The organism is Bdellovibrio sp. BCCA, assembly GCF_037996825.1.
Lineage (GTDB): Bacteria > Bdellovibrionota > Bdellovibrionia > Bdellovibrionales > Bdellovibrionaceae > Bdellovibrio.
On record NZ_JBBNAC010000001.1, the window covers coordinates 1,973,648 to 1,993,821 of the forward strand.

The window sequence follows — 20,174 nt, forward strand, 5'->3', positions numbered from 1 at the left end:
CTCCATGGAAAATGAAGATTCAAGCTGTGCGCCAAGCTACCTTAGCTTGCGCCCTGTGCGCCCAGCGCAAAAAAGAAGCCCGCAACCTGTAAAGGACTGCGGGCCAACCCCCTCGAAGAGAGATTTTAAATTTTAAGAATTAAAGAGCTCTTGCGCGAGCTTCGATTTCTGGAACTTCATCAAGGTGATTTTTAGCTTCCATGATGAGTTGGATGGCGTCTTTTTGAAGAAGACGGCCTGCTGCCATTTTCTCGCAAAGAAGAGCTTCCAATTGATCTGTGATCTGATACACGCTCTCGTGCTGTGGCCACAAGTTTTTCACGTCGTTAGCTCCACCCATGCAAAGTGGGATGTAGTGATCGATCTTGAAAGCTTGGCGTTTCATAGAGCGAGTTCTGTAACCGATTTGATCGTACTTTTGGAAGATGCCTGCTTTTGTTGATGAAGACACATCACGTTCGCAGTATTTTATTTTTTCAGGATATCTATAAGAATCAGGATGAGAGCAAAGAACACCAGGAGTCAAAGCTGCATCCGGTCCCTTTGGAAAATTCTCACCAGCGTGAGAAAGAGTTGAACACAACAACACCGTTACGAAAAGAGCAGCGCCCTTAAACATTTCCCCTCCAAATAGACTGCCATTACGGTGGCAGGTAGAAACGTCAGACCAATCTCTGACTTATACTTGAGTAACTGCGGTTAGTCCTACCGATCAGATTTCTCATTTGCAATGAAAAATGTACGCGATCCAACGAATAACGCAGGGGGTTTAAGTCGCCAAAGGCATAAAAAAACCCTCTTAAGTTTATTTTAAGAGGGTTTTGGAAAGATCATTCTTATATTTAAAGATTAATACTCGTCGTCTTCAACACCGCTTCCACCGTTGTCGCCCATTCCGCGGACTTCTTCGATGAAGGCACTTGTATCCTCTTCAAACTCGTTATCCTGTGCTGATTCGTCGATCTCAAGCTCTTGGATAGCAGCCAAGAAGTCTTTTTCCGTGCGAAGATCTCTGCGGATCATCTCAAGGAATTTATCTGGGTAACGGGAAGTCAATTCTTCCACGTAACGCTCTAGTTTTCCATCAGCCAAGATCTTCTTACGAACTTGGATTTTCTTCCAGAAAAGAAGGTAATGATAACGGCAGTACGCATCCACAGCAGCTATTTGATCGCAATCACGAGCGCGGCAGTAACGGCGGCCTTCAGCATCAGTCAGAATAATTTCTTCATCTGTCTTCGGCTTTTCTTCGCCTGTCCACTCTTCGTCGACTTCGACTTCTTCGTCCGCTTCCTCAACAGCTTTTAATTCCTCTTCGTACTCGCCAATCTCATCACCCATGAGGTCGTCATCGGCGATAAAGTCGTCATCCAAATCGGATTCTTCTTTTTCCTTACCTTTGCCTTTACCTTTTTTTGCCGCTTTCGCTTCCTTTTTAGGAGCTTTTTCAGCAACAGCCGGTTGAGGAGAAGCCTTTTTACTTTCCTTAACTTCCTTCGCCTCTTTCACTTCTTTAACAGGTTTTGCCGCAGAAGCTTTAGCAGGAGCCGCTGCTTTGGGAGCGACTTTCACTTCGGGCTTTTTCTTTACTTCAGGCTTTTTGGAAGCTGCCTTAACGGGAGCTTTTTCAGCCTTTTTCTTTACAACAGCTTTCGGTGCTGCCTTTTTAGGCGCTGGTTTTGCCGCTTTTGCAGGGGCTTTTTTAGCAGGTTTTGCGGCTTTAGCCGCAGGCTTCTTTTTAACGATTTTTGCCATAATTTTACCTAGGGTGTTCTTTAACTTCAATTTCATGAATGAATCATTTAAAGAGGGGCGTCAACTCATTTCACTGAAATTGTGCCGTCTTGACTGCGCACAAAAATACTACCTCTTTGTGCGTCGCCCCGCAAGCGTCCACGAACACTTTTCTCTGCACTCAATTTAGTCACTTTGATTTCTGAGGGAACTAGGATCTCCCCTTCGGTTGTGAGCAAATTCAAGGATGCCCCCGAAGACGGCGGCGTTTGCACACTCACCTTTCCCGATTTCGTTTTCACGTCGACCTCTGAGTCCAAAAGCATCGTGATAGCCACAGAACCCTCTTGATTTTGCCCCTCCATGCGTCCTTGAAACGCCTGAATATTCATAGAGCCTTTGCCATTTTCAAACTGAATTGTACCGCTGCTCAAATTCACCTTGCTATTGGATTGCTGAGTGGAAAGAGATAGGAATCCTCTCACCTTTTCGATATTCAGGGAGCCTGCAAAAAGACTCGCGTCCACATCACCTTGAATATTTTTAAGAGCCATCGAGCCTGAATAAGAGTCTGCTGACACTTTGCCGGTGTGATCTTGAATATTCACGTCGCCTTTTTGCACGTAAACTTGCAAAGAACCCGCTCCGCCCAAGGAACTCACACGCCCTTGAGTCACACTCACTTTCAAGTCTTTGCTCCATTTTTGTGCGACCACGGAGCCGCCGCGCAACTGAATATCTGCAGGCATTGCTGGTCCCCAAATTTCAATTTTTTTCATTTGTGAAGCCGCTTTGGGCAAGATGTTCAGCCAGGATCTTTTTCCTGCGTATTCATTCATTTTCACTTCAATGATATTATCTTTTTTTGTAACGACAAAAACGCCCTCGGTGCCGGACTCTTCTACGCCCGATACTTTCAAAGAATTGCCAACCTGTCCCACAACCTGCACCTGGGCTTCTAATCCTTTGAGGACCAGACGATCTCCCTCTGCGACAGGGACTTCATAAGTGGCTGCCATAACGGGTTGAAATAGAAGATGTGCGAGAATGAAAGTGATCGCTGACATGCGTTGACTCCCTACGAAATTGACTCTGTCGTTAAAATATAAAAAAGTATCCGGGCATTTACAAACTAATAGAGGTGAAAAATGGAAAATGTCGTGATTGTGAGCAGCGTAAGAACTCCTGTAGCAACTTTCCAAGGTGGTTATTCCACTCTGGCTGCACCAAAGCTCGGTGCAATTGCTATTAAAGAAGCTATTTCTCGTGCGGGTGTTTCCGCAAATGAAATCGACGAATGCATTATGGGTGAAGTTTTGACTGCAGGTGTTGGTCAAGCTCCGGCTCGTCAAGCGGCGTTGTATGCTGGACTTAAAAATTCAACTCCGTGCATGACGATCAATAAAGTTTGCGGATCTGGCCTTAAAGCTGTGATGTTGGCGGCTGATTCTATCGCTCTTGGTAATACAAAAATTGCCGTAGCCGGTGGCCAAGAGAACATGACTTTGTCTCCGCACTTGCTTGAAAATTCTCGCTCTGGTTACCGTATGGGACCCACACAAATGACAGACTCTATGATCAAAGACGGTCTTTGGGATCCGTACAACAATTTCCACATGGGAAATGCAGCAGAGATCTGTGTGAAAGAGCATGGTTTCACTCGTGAAGAGCAAGATGCTTTCGCGATTGATTCTTACAAAAAAGCTCAAGACGCTTGGAGCAAAGGTCTTTTCAAAAATGAAATCGCAGCCGTTGTCGTTGAAGGCAAAAAAGGCGCTGTGACAATTGATAAAGATGAAGAACCATTCAATACAAACTTCGATAAAATCCCTGGTTTGAAACCCGCTTTCGATAAAGCAGGAACAATCACGGCGGCGAACGCTTCTAAAATCAATGACGGAGCAGCAGCTCACGTTTTGATGGCGGAAAGCGAAGCGAAAAAACGCGGTATCAAACCTTTGGCAAAAATCGTAGCGCACGGAACATTCGCGCATGATCCAAAATATTTCACAACAGCTCCTGTGGGCGCGATCCGTGGTGCTTTGAACAAAGCCGGTCTTAAAATTGCGGATATCGATCTTTGGGAGATCAACGAAGCGTTTGCAGTCGTGACTCAAGTGGCGATGAAAGAACTTGAAATCCCAGCGGCGAAAGTGAACATCCACGGTGGTGCGGTAGCTATCGGTCATCCGATCGGCGCTTCGGGCGCTCGCATCCTGGCAACTCTTGTTCACGCTCTTCATACACACGGCAAGCGCTATGGTCTTGCTACTTTGTGTATTGGTGGCGGTGAAGCTGTCGCTTTGATCATCGAGAAGGTTTAAGCCTTATGAGCAAAAAAGTCTTTAAAGATGCAAAGAGTGCGCTCTTTGACGTTAAAGATGGAATGACTTTGGTTCTTGGTGGATTCGGCCTTTGCGGAATCCCTGAGAACTGCATTGCTGTCTTGCGCGACATGGGCGTTAAAAATCTCACTTGCGTTTCTAACAACGCCGGTGTGGATGATTTTGGTTTGGGTCAGCTTTTGCAAAACCGTCAGATCAAAAAAATGATTTCGTCTTATGTCGGCGAGAATGCTCTTTTTGAAAAACTCTACATGAGCGGCGAACTCGAACTTGAGTTCTGCCCTCAAGGAACTTTGGCGGAGCGTATTCGTGCCGGTGGCGCGGGAATCGCTGGGTTCTATACTCCAACAGGAGTGGGAACTCTGGTTGCTGAAGGAAAAGAAATCAAACAATTCGACGGACGCGATTATGTTCTTGAGCGCGGAATCAAAGGCGACTTTGCTTTCGTGAAAGCTTGGAAAGGCGACAAGTTCGGAAATCTGATTTTCAGAAAAACGGCGCGCAACTTTAACCCGATGGCAGCAACAGCTGGTAAAATCACTGTCGTTGAAGTCGAAGAATTGGTTGAAATTGGTGAACTTGATCCAGATCAAATTCACACTCCAGGCGTTTACGTACAACGTATCTTCCAAGGAACGAACTACGAAAAACGCATTGAGCAAAAGACCGTGAGAAAGGACTAACCATGCCTTTAAATAGAGAACAAATCGCTCAGCGTATTGCTCAAGAAGTTGAAGATGGCTATTGCGTGAATTTGGGAATTGGTATTCCTACATTGGTTGCCAACTACATCCCGAAAGACAAATTCGTTATGTTACAAAGCGAAAACGGTCTTTTAGGAATGGGCCCTTTCCCTCGTGAATCCGAAATCGACGCCGATCTTATCAACGCGGGAAAACAAACTGTGACCGCTCTTCCAGGGGCTAGTTTCTTTTCAAGTGCTGACAGCTTTGCGATGATTCGCGGTGGTCACGTGGACTTGACTGTTTTGGGTGCGATGGAAGTTGATGAAACTGGCAGCATCGCCAACTGGATGGTTCCAGGCAAAATGGTAAAAGGTATGGGCGGCGCCATGGATCTGGTTGCGGGCGCTCGCAACGTGATCGTGGCTATGCAACACACGGATAAAGAAGGAAACTCCAAACTTCGCAAGAAGTGCACGCTTCCTTTAACAGGTGTGAACTGTATCAAAAAAATCGTCAGCGATTTCGGCGTGATTGAGGTGACTCCACAAGGATTTGTCCTCAAAGAATACGCTCCTGATTTGAGTCCTGAGAAAGTTCTTGCGGCCACGGAAGGAAAGATGACAATCGCTCCTGACTGCAAACCCATGAAATTCTAAAAATCCAACCCCGATCCAAGGTCGGGGTTGTCTCGATATAATCCCATCCTATTGCAGCTCCGTCTTTTTTGATGAGATAATAAATTTCAATCAAGAGATGAGGTCTGCACGTGGCTGAAGCTAAAAAAGTAGCAAAAGATACTTACCTTTTTCGTGATGGCGATGCACCTGACGCCATGTACATTATTAAATCCGGTACTTTTGCAGTCACAAAAACCAAAGGCACTTCCGAAGTCGTTCTCGCAGAAATCAATGCAGGCGCGATGGTGGGAGAAATGGCTCTTTTCGACAACAAGCCCCGCAGTGCCAATGTCAAAGCGACAAAAGACTCTGAAGTGATCGCCCTCCCCTATGAATCTCTCACGAAGCAAATGGATCAACTGCCTGTGTGGGTGCGCGCGATCATGAAAACGCTGAACGAAAATCTGCGTGAAGCGAACAAGAAAATTAAAATTCTTGAAAATGCCAATCCCGATGAAGAGCGCTTCCCGCCTCATATCGTGAATAAATATATTTCGATCTTAAATCTTGTGGGTCATAAATACGGAAAACCTGAAGAAGGCGGCGGCGTGAGCTTTTCCTCTGTTCTTCTTCGCAACTACACGATTCAAATTTTCCAGGAAGCCACCAACAAAATGCAAAGCGTGGTGAATGCTTTGACGGATCTTGGTTATATCGCGCAAGAAGACCGTGGTGACGGAACTCAGAAAATCATCAACTCCAAACCTCAGGAACTTTTTTCTTTTGTTGATTGGTACAACGAATGGCTCTTTAAACAAGAAAAAGACCGCTTGCCGGCTTTGACCGATGCCGAAGTAAAAGTTCTTAATGGAATTCTTTTATTCGCGCGCCGAGTGGAACCTAACAACAAAGGTTTCCGCAAAGTGAATTTGAATGATGTACAAAATGAATCCATGAAAGAAACAGGAAACCTCATTCGCTCCGACGATGTGAATCCTTTGATTGAGAAAAAATATCTCACAGAAAAGATCATGGATGAACAAGGCGTCTACATTATGATCTCTCTAGAGGATGTGGAATCCTTGGCTCGCAACTGGACTATCGTTAATAATCTTAAACGAAAGCTCAGATAAAAGGTCGAGAGTTTCTCAAACTGAGACGTTGCTTGTGAAAACTTAGCAAATATTTAATGAGTTTTCCTCCATAAGCGCTCGAATCCATTCAAAAAAAGGTCCGTAAATACCGATAAGTTCTTTATAAAACGGAGAACTTTATGAACGTAACCGGAAAGTTCCTGCAAAAATGGATCATTGCGACCGTTGTCTTTCTTTCGCACTCCATAGCTTTTGCTGGCATCGGCCTTACCTACCAGGGAAGAATTTTAAAACCTGATGGCACTCCATTGGATTCCAGCAACGTTCGCTTCACAATCGAAATTAAAAGTTACAACGACTGCCTTCTTTATCAAGAAACACAAACCGTCAACCTCTCTTCTTCTTCTGGAGTTTTCTCTTTAAACATCGGCTCTGCCCCAGCGCCACAGATTCATAACTATGTTGGCTCTTCACTCAGTTCCGTATTTACAAATCGTGGAAGCTTTACGGGGCTTTCGGGTTGTACGGGTGGAACTTATTCTCCGAATGCGGATGATGATCGTAAAATTGTCGTGAGTTTTGAGGATCTCACACTTTCAAGTCCGACGATTGAAACCATTCCTTCACAAAATATTTCTTACGTTCCTTTTGCTATCGAGTCTTATCAAATCTCTGGATACACTTCACAAAATCTTTTGCGTGTTAGTGATGGTGCTGTTGCCCCGCTAACCGTAGCCGACTTTAACGAACTGATGAATTTAATTAATGGTTCATCAACTCAGTATGTGACCTCTGCGACAAACGGAGTCACTTCTGTTGCATTCTCCCCTAGCGATTTTACTGGCGGAACGATCACATCCACGGGCTCTGTCGCTTTAAAGGACGTTGTAACTGGCGGAACGAAAGGTACTGCTACAAAAGTTCCACAAATCACTTACGACAACAAGGGTCGCATTACGGCCGTAACCGAAGTTGATATCTCTGGAATTCCTGCAAGCGGTACAGCTGGTGGAGATCTCACTGGCACTTATCCAAATCCAACTGTGGGTGCTGGAAAAATCGACGAATCCAAACTAGCCGATAACGCCGTAACGTCTGCAAAAATCAAAGATGGCGAAATTGCGAATGCCGATATCTCCGCCACAGCCGCGATCGTCGACACGAAACTTGCAACCATCACAACCGCTGGCAAAGTGGCTAATTCAGCAACAACGGGGACATCAGCGAATACGCCGGACACTTTGGTTTTGCGCGACTCCAGCGGTGATTTTTCCGCGCGCAATATTTCCGCAAATCAAATTAATTCCAATGAAACTTATGCGACGGATTTATACATTCGCAATGCTTCAAACAAGACTGTGAAATTTAATTTAGATCCAGCGGCAGCGGCGAACTTTACGATTGTTTGGCCAACAAACGCGAGCAGCGCAGGAAAAGTTTTATCCAACGACGGAAACGGCAATCTTTCTTGGGTTGCTGCCAGTGCGGGTTCCGTGACTTCAGTCACGGCGGGCACAGGTCTTAATGTGGGTGCGGGGCCCGGTGGAACAATCACTTCCGTGGGCACACTCAATATCAACGTCGGTACTAATGCCGGTCAAATTCTTCAATTGAATGGCTCTTCACAAATTCCCGCTGTGGATGGAAGCCTCGTTACAAATTTAAATCCCGCAAGCTTAAGTGCGGCCGTTCCTATTAATAAAGGCGGAACCGGACAAACAACAGCGCAAGCAGCGTTTAATGCTCTTAGTCCTTTAACGACAAAAGGTGATCTCGTCACTCGCGACACTACAAACAACATTCGTCTTCCTGTTGGCGCTGATTTCAAATATCTGCGCGCCAACTCAGCAACGACTTCAGGCCTTGAATACGGAGATGTCTCCGCAACTGAGATCGCGTCTTTAAGCTCAACAGGTATTGTGAAACGCACTGGAGCTGCAGCCTACACAACTCTTGGCGTGACGGCCCCTCTCGTTGATACCGGAACTAATATTGGTCTTAGCATTGGTAATGGTCTGACAACAAACTCCGGAAACCTTGTTGTTGATGCGGGAACGGGAGCCAATCAGATTCCACAACTGGATGGCAGTGGAAAATTAAATCCTTCTGTTCTTCCGACGGGAGCTGCCAGCCAGTGGGTCACTTCGGGCTCAAATATTTACTATAATGCGGGAAACGTCGGTATTAAAACAGCGACACCTTCAGCTCCTCTGAATATCACGAACTCAACAAACACTTCCATTTTACTCGGTGATTACGTCGGCAATGGAGTGAACAAACACGAGTCTTTGGCGCAGGCTCCAGCTTATGATTCTGCGACGGATAAAGTTTATACTTTGATTGGTGGTAACTCCTATTTGGACCGCGATGAAGTTCTTGTCGGTGGTAGCACGAATATGTCCACACAAGCTGCAGCTCAAAATATTATTTTCTATACAACGCCGACTAAAAACACGACTCTTGGAACTGAGAGAATGCGCATTGATCGCAATGGTAACGTAGGTATTGGCACAAACAATCCGACGGAAATGCTCGAAGTAGCTGGACGAGTGAAGGGCACAGAACTTTGTATTGGCACCAACTGTCGCAGTGCTTGGCCTGCGGGTGGTGATTTCATGGCTAACGGTACGGTTCCGATGACGGCTCCTTTAAAACTTGCTGACGGTACAGCTACAAATCCAAGCCTCGCCTTCAATTCAAGTCCTAATACGGGTATATATCGCTCTGCCGCCAACGAATTGAGCATTTCTACGGCATCGACAAATCGGTTCACAGTACAAGCAAATGGCAATATTTACGCTGGAGCCGCACCTACCTTCCCTGCTGTCTTTACAGTTAAATACCCTGTTCCTTATTTAACCATCGAAGATTCCAATGACACAGGCGTAGCCGCAACGGCGGGCGTAAGTCTTCGCGACTCAGCAGGAACGGAGTACGGTTTCTTTGGCGATTCCAGCCCAGCCAACAATGATATTAAAGTCTATTCAGGAAATGGTCTAAATTTGGTTTCTGGAAATCAGCCTACAACATTCACTGTGAATGGCTCTGAAAGAGTTCGCATCGATACCGCTGGCAAAGTAGGTATTGGCACAACCACGCCTGGTTACACATTGGATGTGAATGGCTCTTTCAATGCCACTTCGATCAGTATTGGCGGCACAGCGTTCAATCCTGGTGCTTATGTTGATACTTCAACAAATCAAACAACTATCGCCGGAAACAAAACCTTCACAGGCACTCTTACCGCGGGTGGCGCAGGCACAGGGCTTTCCGTCACAAATAATATGACCGTGGGTGGAGTGGCGACAGCCGCAGGTTTTGCCTCCAGCAGTCTGGGTTCCGCAGGCTCTCCAGCCTTTTCATTTGTCGGAGATCCTAACACAGGAATTTATTCTCCAGCAGCCGATGCCCTGTCTTTAGCAACAGCGGGTACAGAAAAAGTACGCGTCACATCCGCGGGAAATCTCGGTATCGGAACAACAAATCCCCTCGGAAAATTCGTCGTTTCAAAAAGTGGAGCAGAAGGTCTTGAAATCTGGCCGGGTGACTGGCCAGGTGGAGCAACGGGCATTTCTTCCTACAATCGCAACACGAGCGCTTACAACGCTTTGCAAATTGATGCTTCGACTATTTCCCTAGCTCCTGGCGGACTTGCAACTGGGGGACTTAATGTCACCGCAACAGGCGTGGGGATCGGGTTGACGAGCCCCGCTTCTAGATTGGATATTGCCACGGCGGGATCTGCCGCAAGCGAAACGGGATTCATTCTTAGAAATCCTTCAACAGCAGCTTACGCCACAACAAGCATGGACTTCTACACTGCCGGCACTTGGAAAAACTCTATTTGGACAATGAGAAACAACACAGGCTCGGGCGGTATTTTTGGAATCACGCTTGCTGACTCTGCAGGAGCCGCTCAAGAACGCCTGCGCATTATGGATTCAGGAAATGTGGGGATCGGCGTGACAGCGCCTTCAGAAAAATTGGAAGTCGCTGGAAATATCAAAGCCACAGAATTCTTGTATACTTCGGATGCACGTCTTAAAAAAGATGTTGTGACTCTCCCCGACGCTCTTCAAAAAGTTTTACAGCTTCGCGGAGTGAACTTCACTTGGAAAGCGAACGATCAAAAAACGATGGGTTTCATCGCACAAGAAGTGGAGAAAGTTTATCCAGAGCTTGTGCGCACCGATTCGAATTCAGGATATAAAGCCGTGCAATACGGCAATATCGTTGCCGCATTGGTCGAAGCCCTTAAACAAGAACATCAAGAACGTCTTGACGCTCAAAACCGTTGCGAGGCTCAGGTAAAACAAGTATCGCGGCAAGTGGCCAGCGTACAAACTGAAACGGAAGCTCGCGTACAAAAACTTGAAAAAGAAAATCAGGCTTTGAAAGCGCGCCTTGAAAGACTTGAAAAAGCTCTTTTGAAAGAGAAATAAAATCTTCGAAAATAAAAACTAAAAAGGGAGCTTAAGCTCCCTTTTTTTATTCCACATTTGGAATCGTCTGACATCTTAACGGCAATTGGCTGTCAGGAAGTTTCGAGTACTGCTCCCCGTTCACCGTATGCACATAAATTGAATTCGTCTTCGCACCTTGAGCAATGGGTTGCCCCAAAGTCAAAATCACGCGGTCGCCAGTTTTCGCCAATCCGTGAGTGACCATCAACTGATCGACCTGAGTAAGAATATCTTCCATGGTTTTATAGGATTTAATAACGTGAGTTTGAATCCCCCACATCATTTCCATCGAATTTAAAACGTCCATATGCTGAGTGATTGAGATCACACGTGCACGCGGACGGAAGCTTGAAATGATATTCGCCGTTTTACCTGACGTTGTTAGACAGATAATCGCCGTCGCATTTAATTTCAAAGCGCTGAGCGAAGCACTGGCTGCAATCGCTGCGGGCGCACTTAGGAATTCATTCTCAAGAGAAATTTTATAATACTCTTCCTCATTGTTTTCGACTTCCGTGATAATTTCATGCATCGTGCGGATACATCTAAATGGATATTTTCCACTCGCCGATTCTGCCGAAAGCATCAAAGCATCTGAACCGTCCAAAACAGCATTGGCCACATCCGTGATCTCGGCTCTTGTGGGACGAGGATTTTCAACCATGCTATCGAGCATCTGTGTTGCTGTGATAACCGGCTTACCTAATTGATTACAAACTTGAATGATGCGTTTTTGGAATCCCGGCAAACGACTTTGCCCGACTTCCACTGCCAAATCCCCTCGCGCCACCATCACTACGTCACTCAAACGGCAGATCTCTTCCAGATTTTCTAGAGCTTCCACCATTTCAATTTTCGCCACGATTTTTGCTGAAGATTTTTTAGCTTCAATCAATTCGCGAAGTTTACGAATGTCACGAGCGTGACGAACAAAACTCAACGCGACGTAATCTACTTTGTTATTAAGACCGAATTCAAGATCTTCAAGATCCTTCGGCGTCATGCAATCCACCGGAAGATTGACGCCCGGTAAGTTCATACCCTTGCGGTCTTTTAAAATTCCGCCGTAAACCACTTCAGCATCAACTTCTTCTCCGCGTACTTGAAGTACTTTCAACTCCAAAAGCCCGTCATCAAGAAGAATTTTGGTACCAACGGAACAAGCCAAAGGAAGTTCTTTAAAGTCAGAAGGAATAAGACCCGGTTTTCCTAAAACCGCCGCCGTCGTAATCACAACCTTTTCACCAGGCTTGATTTCGATAAGGCCGTTTTCAAACTTTCCAACACGGATTTTAGGTCCTTGCAAATCTTGAAGAATTGCCACCGGAGCTTTAAGCTCCTGAGTCAGTTTTCGAAGACTATGAATCACTTTGAGGTGATCTTCATGGCTTCCGTGGGAAAAGTTAAGGCGAGCCACGTTCATGCCCGCCTTGATTGCTTTTTCTAGATTTTTTTCATCACGAGTCGCAGGCCCGATTGTGGCCACAATTTTTGCACGACGATCCGCTAACATTCCTCTACGCCTTCCTGCTATATGAACTCATCTTCACAGATAAGTTTTGCATATCTTCCTGATGGCGTCTATTCATTCTATCCAACTGATCTTGGTGTGATTCGTTGAGTTGAGCAATTTTAGCTTCATACTTCATCGCCAGAGACTCTTTTTCCATCTTCGCGGCTTTTTCGCGATCACCAGAACGTTGTGAATACAGATTCTCAAGGCGTTTGATCTCGCGATCTTGGCCTTCTTTCAACTGGGCCAACTTGTCCTCATAGTTCTTCACTGTTTGTTCAAGCTTGGAGTTGAAATTGGTTTCCATATTTCTAAACCGTTCAGTCATAACCTTGTTGGTCGCCACCTGGTCTGCCACGGTTTTATCACGATAAACATCCATGCGGTCCATGTAGTTTGTCTTCATGGTTTCCAAGGAGTCCGTATAGTATTTGCCCATTTGATCTTGGTTTTTATTCGTTAGATCCAAAATCTTCTGCACGCGACCTTCAGCATTGTTAGAAACTTGAGTCACCTGATCCTTATGTTGTTGGATCATGTTCTCACGCTCTTCACGATGACGGGCGTTCATAACGTTTACTTGGGATTTGTTTTCACGATCGGCATTACGCAATAGTTTATTATTTTCATCAAGAACTTTACCGATACGTTCGTCGTTCAGATCCTTCATATGGTCCACGGCATTTTCGCGTTGTTCATTCACCAACCCCAAACGTTTCTCATAAGCGTTCGTAAGATTGCGACGTTCAATGCCACGCAGGCGTTCATTTTTGGACATTTCATTATTCAGCTTGCTGCTCAGGCGTTGAATCTGACTGTCGCGAGAGCGAATTTGCGAATTCACTCGATCATTCACGGAATCGCGGAACTCTTCATTTTGCGAGTCAATAGCCGCCGTTTTTTGATCTAAAGCATTTTCATACTTGCCACGAATCGCCTCGCGCTCTTCGTTCATAATCATCTGCTTCATGCGAATATTATCGCCGAACTCTTCGTTTTTGTTATTTACTGTATCGACATACTTTTGCGACCAACGAGCATTGTCTGCTTCGCGCTGACGTTCACTGGCGTTCAAGCGAGATTCGTAAGACTTACGCATCTCACGCGCATTGCGGTCTTTTGTTTGCGACATTTCCTGATAGCTATTCAACATCGCATCTTTTTCTTTTTCATGCGCATCATTCAATTTGCGCGCATTATTTTTAATAGCTTCCTGGGATTTAAGACGGTTTTCTTCCGCCATATCGCGGAACTGCTGATCACGCGACGAAATTTCATTGCTCAACTGGCTGGTGACGTTTTCACGTTGCGATTCAGATACTTCTTTTTGCTTACGAAGGGCCCCCTCGTAGCTTTCTTTTTGAATCTGACGAGCGTTATATGCATCTTCTGTTTTATTGCGCAAAGATTCGCGATAAGTCTGACGAACTTCTTCAATCTTACGATTGTTTTCAAAGTCTTTGTCATTCATAGTTTCGCGATTGCGGTCTTTCAACTCCGCGATGCGATCTTCATAATTTTCAGTAATATTACGGATTTCGTCATTATGACGTTTTTCAAGACGCTTGATTTCCGCGTTACGGCGTTTGGCGTTTTCGCTTTCGCGATTCTCATACTCTTCACGAGTTTGGCGAATTTGTTCGTCCTGACGCGAGCGATCCGATGATGAAATAGAAGACATCCTATCCTCCCAGACCTCAGATTAACATGAGGCCTGACAAGAAACTTCAATTCACATTCATGGGAATTTAAAATTAAGACCGAAGTCTAGCGCTCAAAGACTCTTTGACGGTAAAGTTCTTTCACCTGGCGGCGCTCCGCTTCCAGACGTTGCTTCTTTTGCTCGACGATCTTCTGCTTTACAAGCTCAGAGGCGATTTCACGTTGAACCACAGTTTTATAAATCAAACTGCTTTTCTCAGTCAGATCACCCCAATTGTCGCGCAAGTGAGTGACCTCTTTCACGAAGTCTTCCTTACTTCCACGATACAGGGAATTCCATAAGGGAAGATGGTTTTTCATGTCAATAGGTTGGATCATACCGTAGCTAGAAACACCTTTTGAGTTCATTCCGGAAATCCAAAACTCAAAACCCTCAGGCACTTCCAGGGACTTTCCGTCACGCAAAGTCACCTTTAAAGTCGCATCAATATTACGAATCAAAACCTGATCACGCTGTTCAATCACCCAGTACTGACCTTGACTGGCTTTCAAGCTGCCATAAAGAGTTTCGACTTCGACATTCGCTCCCTTTTCCATCCACAAAGCGCCTTTAACAAAACGCCATTGTTTATTGGAAAGGCGAACCAGCGTCGCTCCTTCGCTCGCATGAATTTTTAAAGAATCTTGAAGAAGATGAAATCCCGAACCCGTCACCTGAATCGCACAAGTCTCTTTTGATTTAAGACACGCCGATGGCTGCTGCATCACTTCACCGGAAGCGCGCACCCGGACTTCCATTTGAAAAGCTAATAAAAAGAGTGTTAAACGAACCCACTTTTTCATCGGTACTCAACACTTTGCGCAAGTTTTTTAGCTTGTTTCTTGAGGTCTTCGTTTTTGAAATTTTTAGAAACGGTTTTATAGATCTCAGAAGCTTCTTCGGTTTGATTATTCAACTCGCTGATTTGACCCATTCTTAAAAGAATAAATCCCGTCAAATCGTGCTGCGGAAACTGAGTCACCATATTGTCGATTTCGGTAAGACTGCTACGGAAGTCTTTCTTTAAGAAATAGCTTTCAGCAATAAAGAAATGCGCCTCAACACCGTGCTGAGACAGAGGGAATTTATCTAAAAGACCGTTAAACTCTTTGATCGCTTTGTCATAGTCTTTATCGTTAAAGTACTTCTTTCCTTTTTCATAAAGAACCGCAGACAAATCAATAGCATCTTCACTGGCTGGCGACCTTACAACCGCCGCAAAATTACGAAGCTCATAATTTGCTTGAAGTTTTTTATCATCAGGAAGAACTTGGGCGACAGACTGTTGGAAATCTTTTAACTGATAAGTTAAAAGAGCATTGTTAAACTTCTCTTTTTCCACTTGTTTTTGCAATTGAGCCAAGCGCAGTTCGTACTGATCGTGACCATTAAAGTGTCCAACAAAGCCCGCATAAGCAGCCACGAACCCCACAGTCAGACACAAACAGAAAACAACGAATAAAGAGTTTTGATTCTTCATGTCTCACTTATCGGCAAAAACCGATAAAAATTGAGACTGTTTTATTTTGAGACGGCCTTCTGGTCATAGGTATAGACTGCTTCTGCGTCGAGATCCTTCCACTTCCCGTCCTTCAATTGTTTGGGAGCCACGCGACCTTTCATCAACATCAGCTTTTTATCCGACTGCGCGTACCACAAGAAAATAGGGTCCACCAAAGCAGCAATAATAAAACTTGTCGGCTTCATACGAAGCTCTATCCATTTATCACTGCCCTTTTCAACTTCACCCATTTTTTGCAGAGTAAAACCCACCGTTTCAAGGCGATCCCAAACGGCGAAACGAACTTCTATGCCTTTGCCGCTGTTTAGTTTTTCCCAGTTCTCTTTTACAAACGCATTGAAATTCGCTGTCGAAAGAATCGGGCCTTTGATTTTTTCTTCGGCATTTTTTTTCTTTCCTTTTCCTTCGTACTCAAAGCGAATCAGATCTCCTTCAACAACGAAGCGTCCTTTCTCTTGAGTCTGTCCTTGATTGATTTCATAGCGCAAGACTTGCGCCCCTTTTATCACGCCGTCCTCGCGAACGACTTCTTTGCCATCAATGTCTTTATAAGTCGCTTTACTGTGAACACCGTCATCCTGAGCGCTTAATTGCACATCCAGAGTGTAAAGTTTTTTTGCTTGGTTGGATTTCAAATCATAAAGTGTTGCGCTTGTTGTTGCGTCTTGAGCAAAACTGAACAAAGGCATGAGAAACGCAATAAGAGCTGTCACTGCTAACCTCCAGGATGTTTGTCTATATTAAAGAAGCGTACCTTAAAAAGATGCATGATACTTAACATTAATAAGCTTTTCTGCATCACATCCTAGACTGCGCACCTGCATTTATCTTGACCATCTTCGCTCAGAATTCTAGGTTAGGATTCTTTGAGTTAAGGACAAGTGCCCATGAACAAAGCTCAGTTGGTTGAACTCGTTGCCGAAAAAACAAAGACTACCAAAAGCCAATCAGAACAAATCCTCGATGCCACACTTAAAGTTATTCAAGAAGCCTTAAAAAAAGGCGACGAAGTGAAGCTTGTGGGTTTCGGCACTTTCTCTCGCAGCGCCCGCAAACCACGCCAAGGCCGTAATCCTAAAACTGGCGAAACGGTGAAAATTCCCAGCGCCTATGTTCCGCGCTTTAAACCAGGAAAAGACTTAAAGGACGCTCTCAACTAGTGCTGCAAATTCGGGTCTGTCTTGGATACGACACCAACCGCTGAGACCCGATTTCCAAATATACTGCTGACCATTCACAGAATGATTTCGCAAAGCCTCGCGAATTTCACGAACCGAAAAAGGACCTTCTTGCACAACACCTTTACCATCGGCGGCAGGAACTAAAAGAACCCATTCTTTTTCATCTTCAACAACATCTTGCCCCTGCATGAAAGCTTGAGTTGCCGGAAACAACGTGACTTCAAAAACGCCCCATTCACAAGCAGGTCTCCATGAACCATCGGCATCATTTGAAATCAAATCGTGCGGACCGACTTCGCCGCGATGAATACGCGCACGCATCTCTTCAAAACTCAGAGGACCTTGAGGTTTTAAATTCAGATTGTAGTACCAAGAAACGTTCTTCATAACTTTTCCCTTTTACTATGAAATGGCGCGGGCAACGATTCAATCACTTCCAAGAGATCATAGTATGCCACGTTAAATCCACTGCCATCTACCGGCTTTTTTAGAAAATTGATAATCGTCGCTGGAGAAATCATTTTTTTGCGATATCCCCCATAAAGTCTTTCACCCAACATTCCACCCAGAAGGTTTGCGGCCAAGACATAGCTCCACTTTTTACGTGGACTTGCCTGCAAGCGATGTTGAGGCACACCGGTGATCACCATGAGCTCATGCATTTTTTGCGCGAGAGCCAATTGCAGCGCCTCTTTTCCCAGATCCGAAGGTCCCCGCGAAGACAAACTGGCTTTAATATCTGCAATAGTGTCGGCCTTTCTTTTGTGATTGATAATTTTTGAACCAAAATACGCAACACCTTCTAGCCAGATAAATCCGAAAAAATCCTGGGGCATTTCAGTTAGAAATCTTTTAGTCCCACTGCTTTGTGCATGCACGTAGCGCATCGCTAAAGAGGCCGCGTGATTGACCGTTCCCCGAGCGAGATAGGCCGCACCGATTTCCGGCAAATAAAAAGACATTTCTTCGGCAATCAAGGATTCGATCCAACGAAGTTTTTTAACGTCATAGTGCTCACGCACCTGACTCCAAAACGACGTATCGCGGGCCGTATAAACCGACAAGTTCGCATTCGTAACGGCCAGCCCCAACTCCTCAGAGATGATTTTCACATAACGTCCGACATGATCTGTATAATCCAAAAAAGAATCTTCATCGTCGTCATCCTCATCAAGCTCCACATCGTAAGCCTGCTCAAGATACATGAGGTAGTTCTGCCATTTCACCCATGGAGGCACGCTCATCAGGCAAAATGTATTCTGGGAAATACGCACAAGATCTGTGGTCGCTTCAAGTTCACGATTGAGAAGCTGGAAATAGATCTGTTCGGCGTTTTGAAAAATACGCAGAATTTTCTTTCCAAAAGATCTTCCCAGAATATTTTCAATTTCTTTTGGAATGTGCGAAGAAGCCAAATGCAGATCACCGTAAATCACAAAAATCAGATGCTCTGGATTCTGGCGAACCAGCTCGGCGATTTTTTTTCCGGCAAAAACATCACGGGATTTTAAAGTCGCAGCGTTGCGTTTTTTATAGCTCTTATTTAATCCTTGCACGGAAATCTTATGTTTCTGAGCCCATCGCAACAAAGGACGGTAATGCTCCCAGGGAAATCCCCATTTGCTTTGCCATTGAACGGATTTTAGAAATTCCCGCTCAGAAATTTTGCCAGCAAGGTATTTATTGATTTTCTCTTGATCTGCCGCCTCAAAAAACTCAACGGCCAAAATAATTTTACGATCCTTTGGAATATGGCGCAAAATTCGAACTTGGGCTTTTTGCGATTGATGAAGTGCGTGAAAATCCCCGACCATGACGACTTGGGATTGAGCCATTTGCTCCCACAAGGCTTCCTTCGTTGAAGCGGTCCATTTTTTTGAGAATTCCTTATCATAGACCTTGTGATAGTGCATCAACTCGGGAGTGTCCTCTCCAAGTCGATGGCGAACCTGCTTTCTCATTTGCAGGTAAAGATCTTTGCGAATGCGTATCCACTTCTGTAAGTCGTTCAAGCTGTCTTCCTTGATAGCGTCTACCGATTTTTACATAATTTTGATTGATTTCAAACACGAAACTACGTTTCAATGGGGACATGAAAACTACAGCTAGCAAAAACAAATTTCTTCTTTTGGCCTTGCTCACTACTTTGATCGCCGTGGGCGTTCATACTTACCTGACGCAACATTATTATGCGTTAAAGTTTGGCGGCGCTGAAGGTGGCTCCGTGTGCAACATCAATGAAGTGATGAACTGCGATGCTGTGACAGCCAGCAAGTACTCTGCTTTCCTGGGAGTGCCAATGGCGATGTGGGGTATTGTCACCAACATCGTGCTTCTTTACTTCCTTGCGGTGACTCGCTTTAACATGGTTCAAGATCGTGCGAAAACTTCAAGATATGCTTTACTTATTTCAGGAGTCACAGTTCTTGCGTCTATCGTGATGGGTTTGATCTCAACAACGATGACAAATCTTTGCATCTTCTGCCTTAGTGCTTACGCTTTTTCAATCATCGGTTTTATCGGAACATGGCTGGGCGCTGAAGACGTCAGTGCTTCGAACCTTATTAATGATATCAAAGATATTTTTGTAACGGAAAGATGGGTTGGCGGCTTTTTGATCGCCATCCCGGCATTCGCATTCCTAGCAAATATTATGTACCTTGAAAGCCATGGTTTCTCTGAGATCGAAAAAGTAGCCAAAGAAAAAATCGCTTACTGGCAAGCTTCCCCTCAACAAAACTTTGATCTTTCTGCAGGGCTTTCTTTGCAAAAAGGATCTGGCGAACCGGTGATGACAATCGTGGAATTTGCAGACTTCCGCTGCCCACATTGTAAGCATGCGGCTCCTTCACTCCACGCTTTCACGCAAAGCCATCCGGATGTAAAATTCCTCTTTAAGCCTTTCCCTCTTGATGGCACATGCAATGAAGCGATCACAGGTGGTGGCGATGGTATTTCTTGCGGACTGGCTTCCGCAGTGATGTGTGCAGAGAAAATGAGCCAAAAAGGCTGGGCCGCTCATGACTACTTCTTTGAAAACCAAATGGAAGTTATTCAAACTCAGAACTTAGATAAAAATCTTGAAGATGTTTCTAAGGCTGTGGGGCTTGCAGCAGAAGAACTAAAAACCTGCGTGAAAGATCCAGGCACTCAAGAGTTGATTCGCAAAATGGCGAACGAAGGAAAAACGGCCCAGATTCAAGGCACTCCGACTGTCTTTGTTAATGGAAAACTTTTAAGTGGCGGCCAGTTGATTCCGATTTTGGAAGCGGCTTATAGAAGTTTAAAGTAGTTTATTAGATATTAAAGAGCTACTT

General features: G+C 45.0%; 17 protein-coding genes and 1 riboswitch. Of the genes, 7 read left to right on the forward strand and 10 right to left on the reverse strand.

Going from position 1 to position 20,174, the window contains the following annotated elements; all coding sequences use genetic code 11:
• Nucleotides 1-139: 139 nt before the first annotated feature.
• From AAAA78_RS09750 to AAAA78_RS09760, 3 genes are all read right to left on the reverse strand, one after another.
• The gene (locus AAAA78_RS09750) at nucleotides 140-619 is read right to left on the reverse strand and encodes a hypothetical protein (protein ID WP_340591805.1); all 480 of its coding nucleotides are present in this window, start codon (nucleotides 617-619) and stop codon (nucleotides 140-142) included.
• A riboswitch (purine riboswitch) is annotated at nucleotides 612-707 on the reverse strand. It overlaps the preceding gene by 8 nt.
• 142 nt (nucleotides 708-849) lie before the next feature.
• Nucleotides 850-1,791, reverse strand: a complete 942-nt coding sequence (locus tag AAAA78_RS09755) for a hypothetical protein (protein ID WP_340591807.1) — start codon at nucleotides 1,789-1,791, stop codon at nucleotides 850-852.
• A gap of 29 nt (nucleotides 1,792-1,820) precedes the next feature.
• Nucleotides 1,821-2,801, reverse strand: a complete 981-nt coding sequence (locus AAAA78_RS09760) for a DUF4097 family beta strand repeat-containing protein (protein WP_340591809.1) — start codon at nucleotides 2,799-2,801, stop codon at nucleotides 1,821-1,823.
• Nucleotides 2,802-2,882: 81 nt separating this feature from the next.
• Between AAAA78_RS09760 and AAAA78_RS09765 the strand changes: the two genes are divergently transcribed.
• From AAAA78_RS09765 to AAAA78_RS09785, 5 genes are all read left to right on the forward strand, one after another.
• Nucleotides 2,883-4,058, forward strand: a complete 1,176-nt coding sequence (locus AAAA78_RS09765; protein WP_340591810.1) for a thiolase family protein — start codon at nucleotides 2,883-2,885, stop codon at nucleotides 4,056-4,058.
• A 5-nt stretch (nucleotides 4,059-4,063) separates the two neighbouring features.
• The gene (locus tag AAAA78_RS09770; protein ID WP_340591812.1) at nucleotides 4,064-4,762 is read left to right on the forward strand and encodes a CoA transferase subunit A; all 699 of its coding nucleotides are present in this window, start codon (nucleotides 4,064-4,066) and stop codon (nucleotides 4,760-4,762) included.
• 2 nt (nucleotides 4,763-4,764) lie between these two features.
• A complete protein-coding gene (locus AAAA78_RS09775) occupies nucleotides 4,765-5,421 on the forward strand; it encodes a CoA transferase subunit B (protein ID WP_340591813.1) in 657 nt (218 codons plus the stop codon).
• 110 nt (nucleotides 5,422-5,531) lie between these two features.
• Complete coding sequence (locus tag AAAA78_RS09780) at nucleotides 5,532-6,515, forward strand: cyclic nucleotide-binding domain-containing protein (protein ID WP_340591815.1); 984 nt, start codon at nucleotides 5,532-5,534, stop codon at nucleotides 6,513-6,515.
• 140 nt (nucleotides 6,516-6,655) lie between these two features.
• Complete coding sequence (locus AAAA78_RS09785; RefSeq protein ID WP_340591817.1) at nucleotides 6,656-10,918, forward strand: tail fiber domain-containing protein; 4,263 nt, start codon at nucleotides 6,656-6,658, stop codon at nucleotides 10,916-10,918.
• A gap of 46 nt (nucleotides 10,919-10,964) precedes the next feature.
• Here AAAA78_RS09785 and pyk read toward each other — a convergent pair whose 3' ends face one another.
• The 5 genes from pyk to AAAA78_RS09810 form a co-directional block, all read right to left on the reverse strand.
• Nucleotides 10,965-12,452, reverse strand: a complete 1,488-nt coding sequence (gene pyk, locus AAAA78_RS09790) for a pyruvate kinase (protein ID WP_340591819.1) — start codon at nucleotides 12,450-12,452, stop codon at nucleotides 10,965-10,967.
• 4 nt (nucleotides 12,453-12,456) lie between these two features.
• Nucleotides 12,457-14,133 carry a hypothetical protein gene (locus tag AAAA78_RS09795; protein ID WP_340591820.1) on the reverse strand — a complete coding sequence of 559 codons (1,677 nt, stop codon included), beginning with the start codon at nucleotides 14,131-14,133 and terminating at the stop codon, nucleotides 12,457-12,459.
• 86 nt (nucleotides 14,134-14,219) lie between these two features.
• Nucleotides 14,220-14,957, reverse strand: coding sequence for a hypothetical protein (locus tag AAAA78_RS09800; protein ID WP_340591822.1), 738 nt, complete (start codon nucleotides 14,955-14,957; stop codon nucleotides 14,220-14,222).
• Entirely contained in the window at nucleotides 14,954-15,634 is a 681-nt protein-coding gene (locus AAAA78_RS09805) for an outer membrane protein assembly factor BamD (RefSeq protein ID WP_340591824.1), read from the reverse strand. Before AAAA78_RS09805 ends, AAAA78_RS09800 begins: the two co-directional genes overlap by 4 nt.
• 41 nt (nucleotides 15,635-15,675) lie before the next feature.
• Entirely contained in the window at nucleotides 15,676-16,389 is a 714-nt protein-coding gene (locus AAAA78_RS09810) for a hypothetical protein (RefSeq protein ID WP_340591826.1), read from the reverse strand.
• A gap of 174 nt (nucleotides 16,390-16,563) precedes the next feature.
• On the opposite strand from AAAA78_RS09810, the gene AAAA78_RS09815 reads away from it, so the two are divergent.
• Complete coding sequence (locus AAAA78_RS09815; RefSeq protein WP_295900749.1) at nucleotides 16,564-16,836, forward strand: HU family DNA-binding protein; 273 nt, start codon at nucleotides 16,564-16,566, stop codon at nucleotides 16,834-16,836.
• Here AAAA78_RS09815 and AAAA78_RS09820 read toward each other — a convergent pair.
• Both AAAA78_RS09820 and AAAA78_RS09825 read right to left on the reverse strand, forming a co-directional pair.
• Nucleotides 16,816-17,244: a DUF4339 domain-containing protein gene (locus tag AAAA78_RS09820; protein ID WP_340591830.1), complete on the reverse strand. Its 429-nt coding sequence runs from the start codon at nucleotides 17,242-17,244 to the stop codon at nucleotides 16,816-16,818. The genes AAAA78_RS09815 and AAAA78_RS09820 overlap by 21 nt on opposite strands.
• Entirely contained in the window at nucleotides 17,241-18,869 is a 1,629-nt protein-coding gene (locus AAAA78_RS09825) for a ChaN family lipoprotein (protein ID WP_340591831.1), read from the reverse strand. The genes AAAA78_RS09820 and AAAA78_RS09825 overlap by 4 nt, the downstream gene beginning before the upstream one ends.
• 80 nt (nucleotides 18,870-18,949) lie before the next feature.
• Between AAAA78_RS09825 and AAAA78_RS09830 the strand changes: the two genes are divergently transcribed.
• A complete protein-coding gene (locus tag AAAA78_RS09830; protein WP_340591833.1) occupies nucleotides 18,950-20,149 on the forward strand; it encodes a vitamin K epoxide reductase/DsbA family protein in 1,200 nt (399 codons plus the stop codon).
• Nucleotides 20,150-20,174 lie beyond the last annotated feature (25 nt).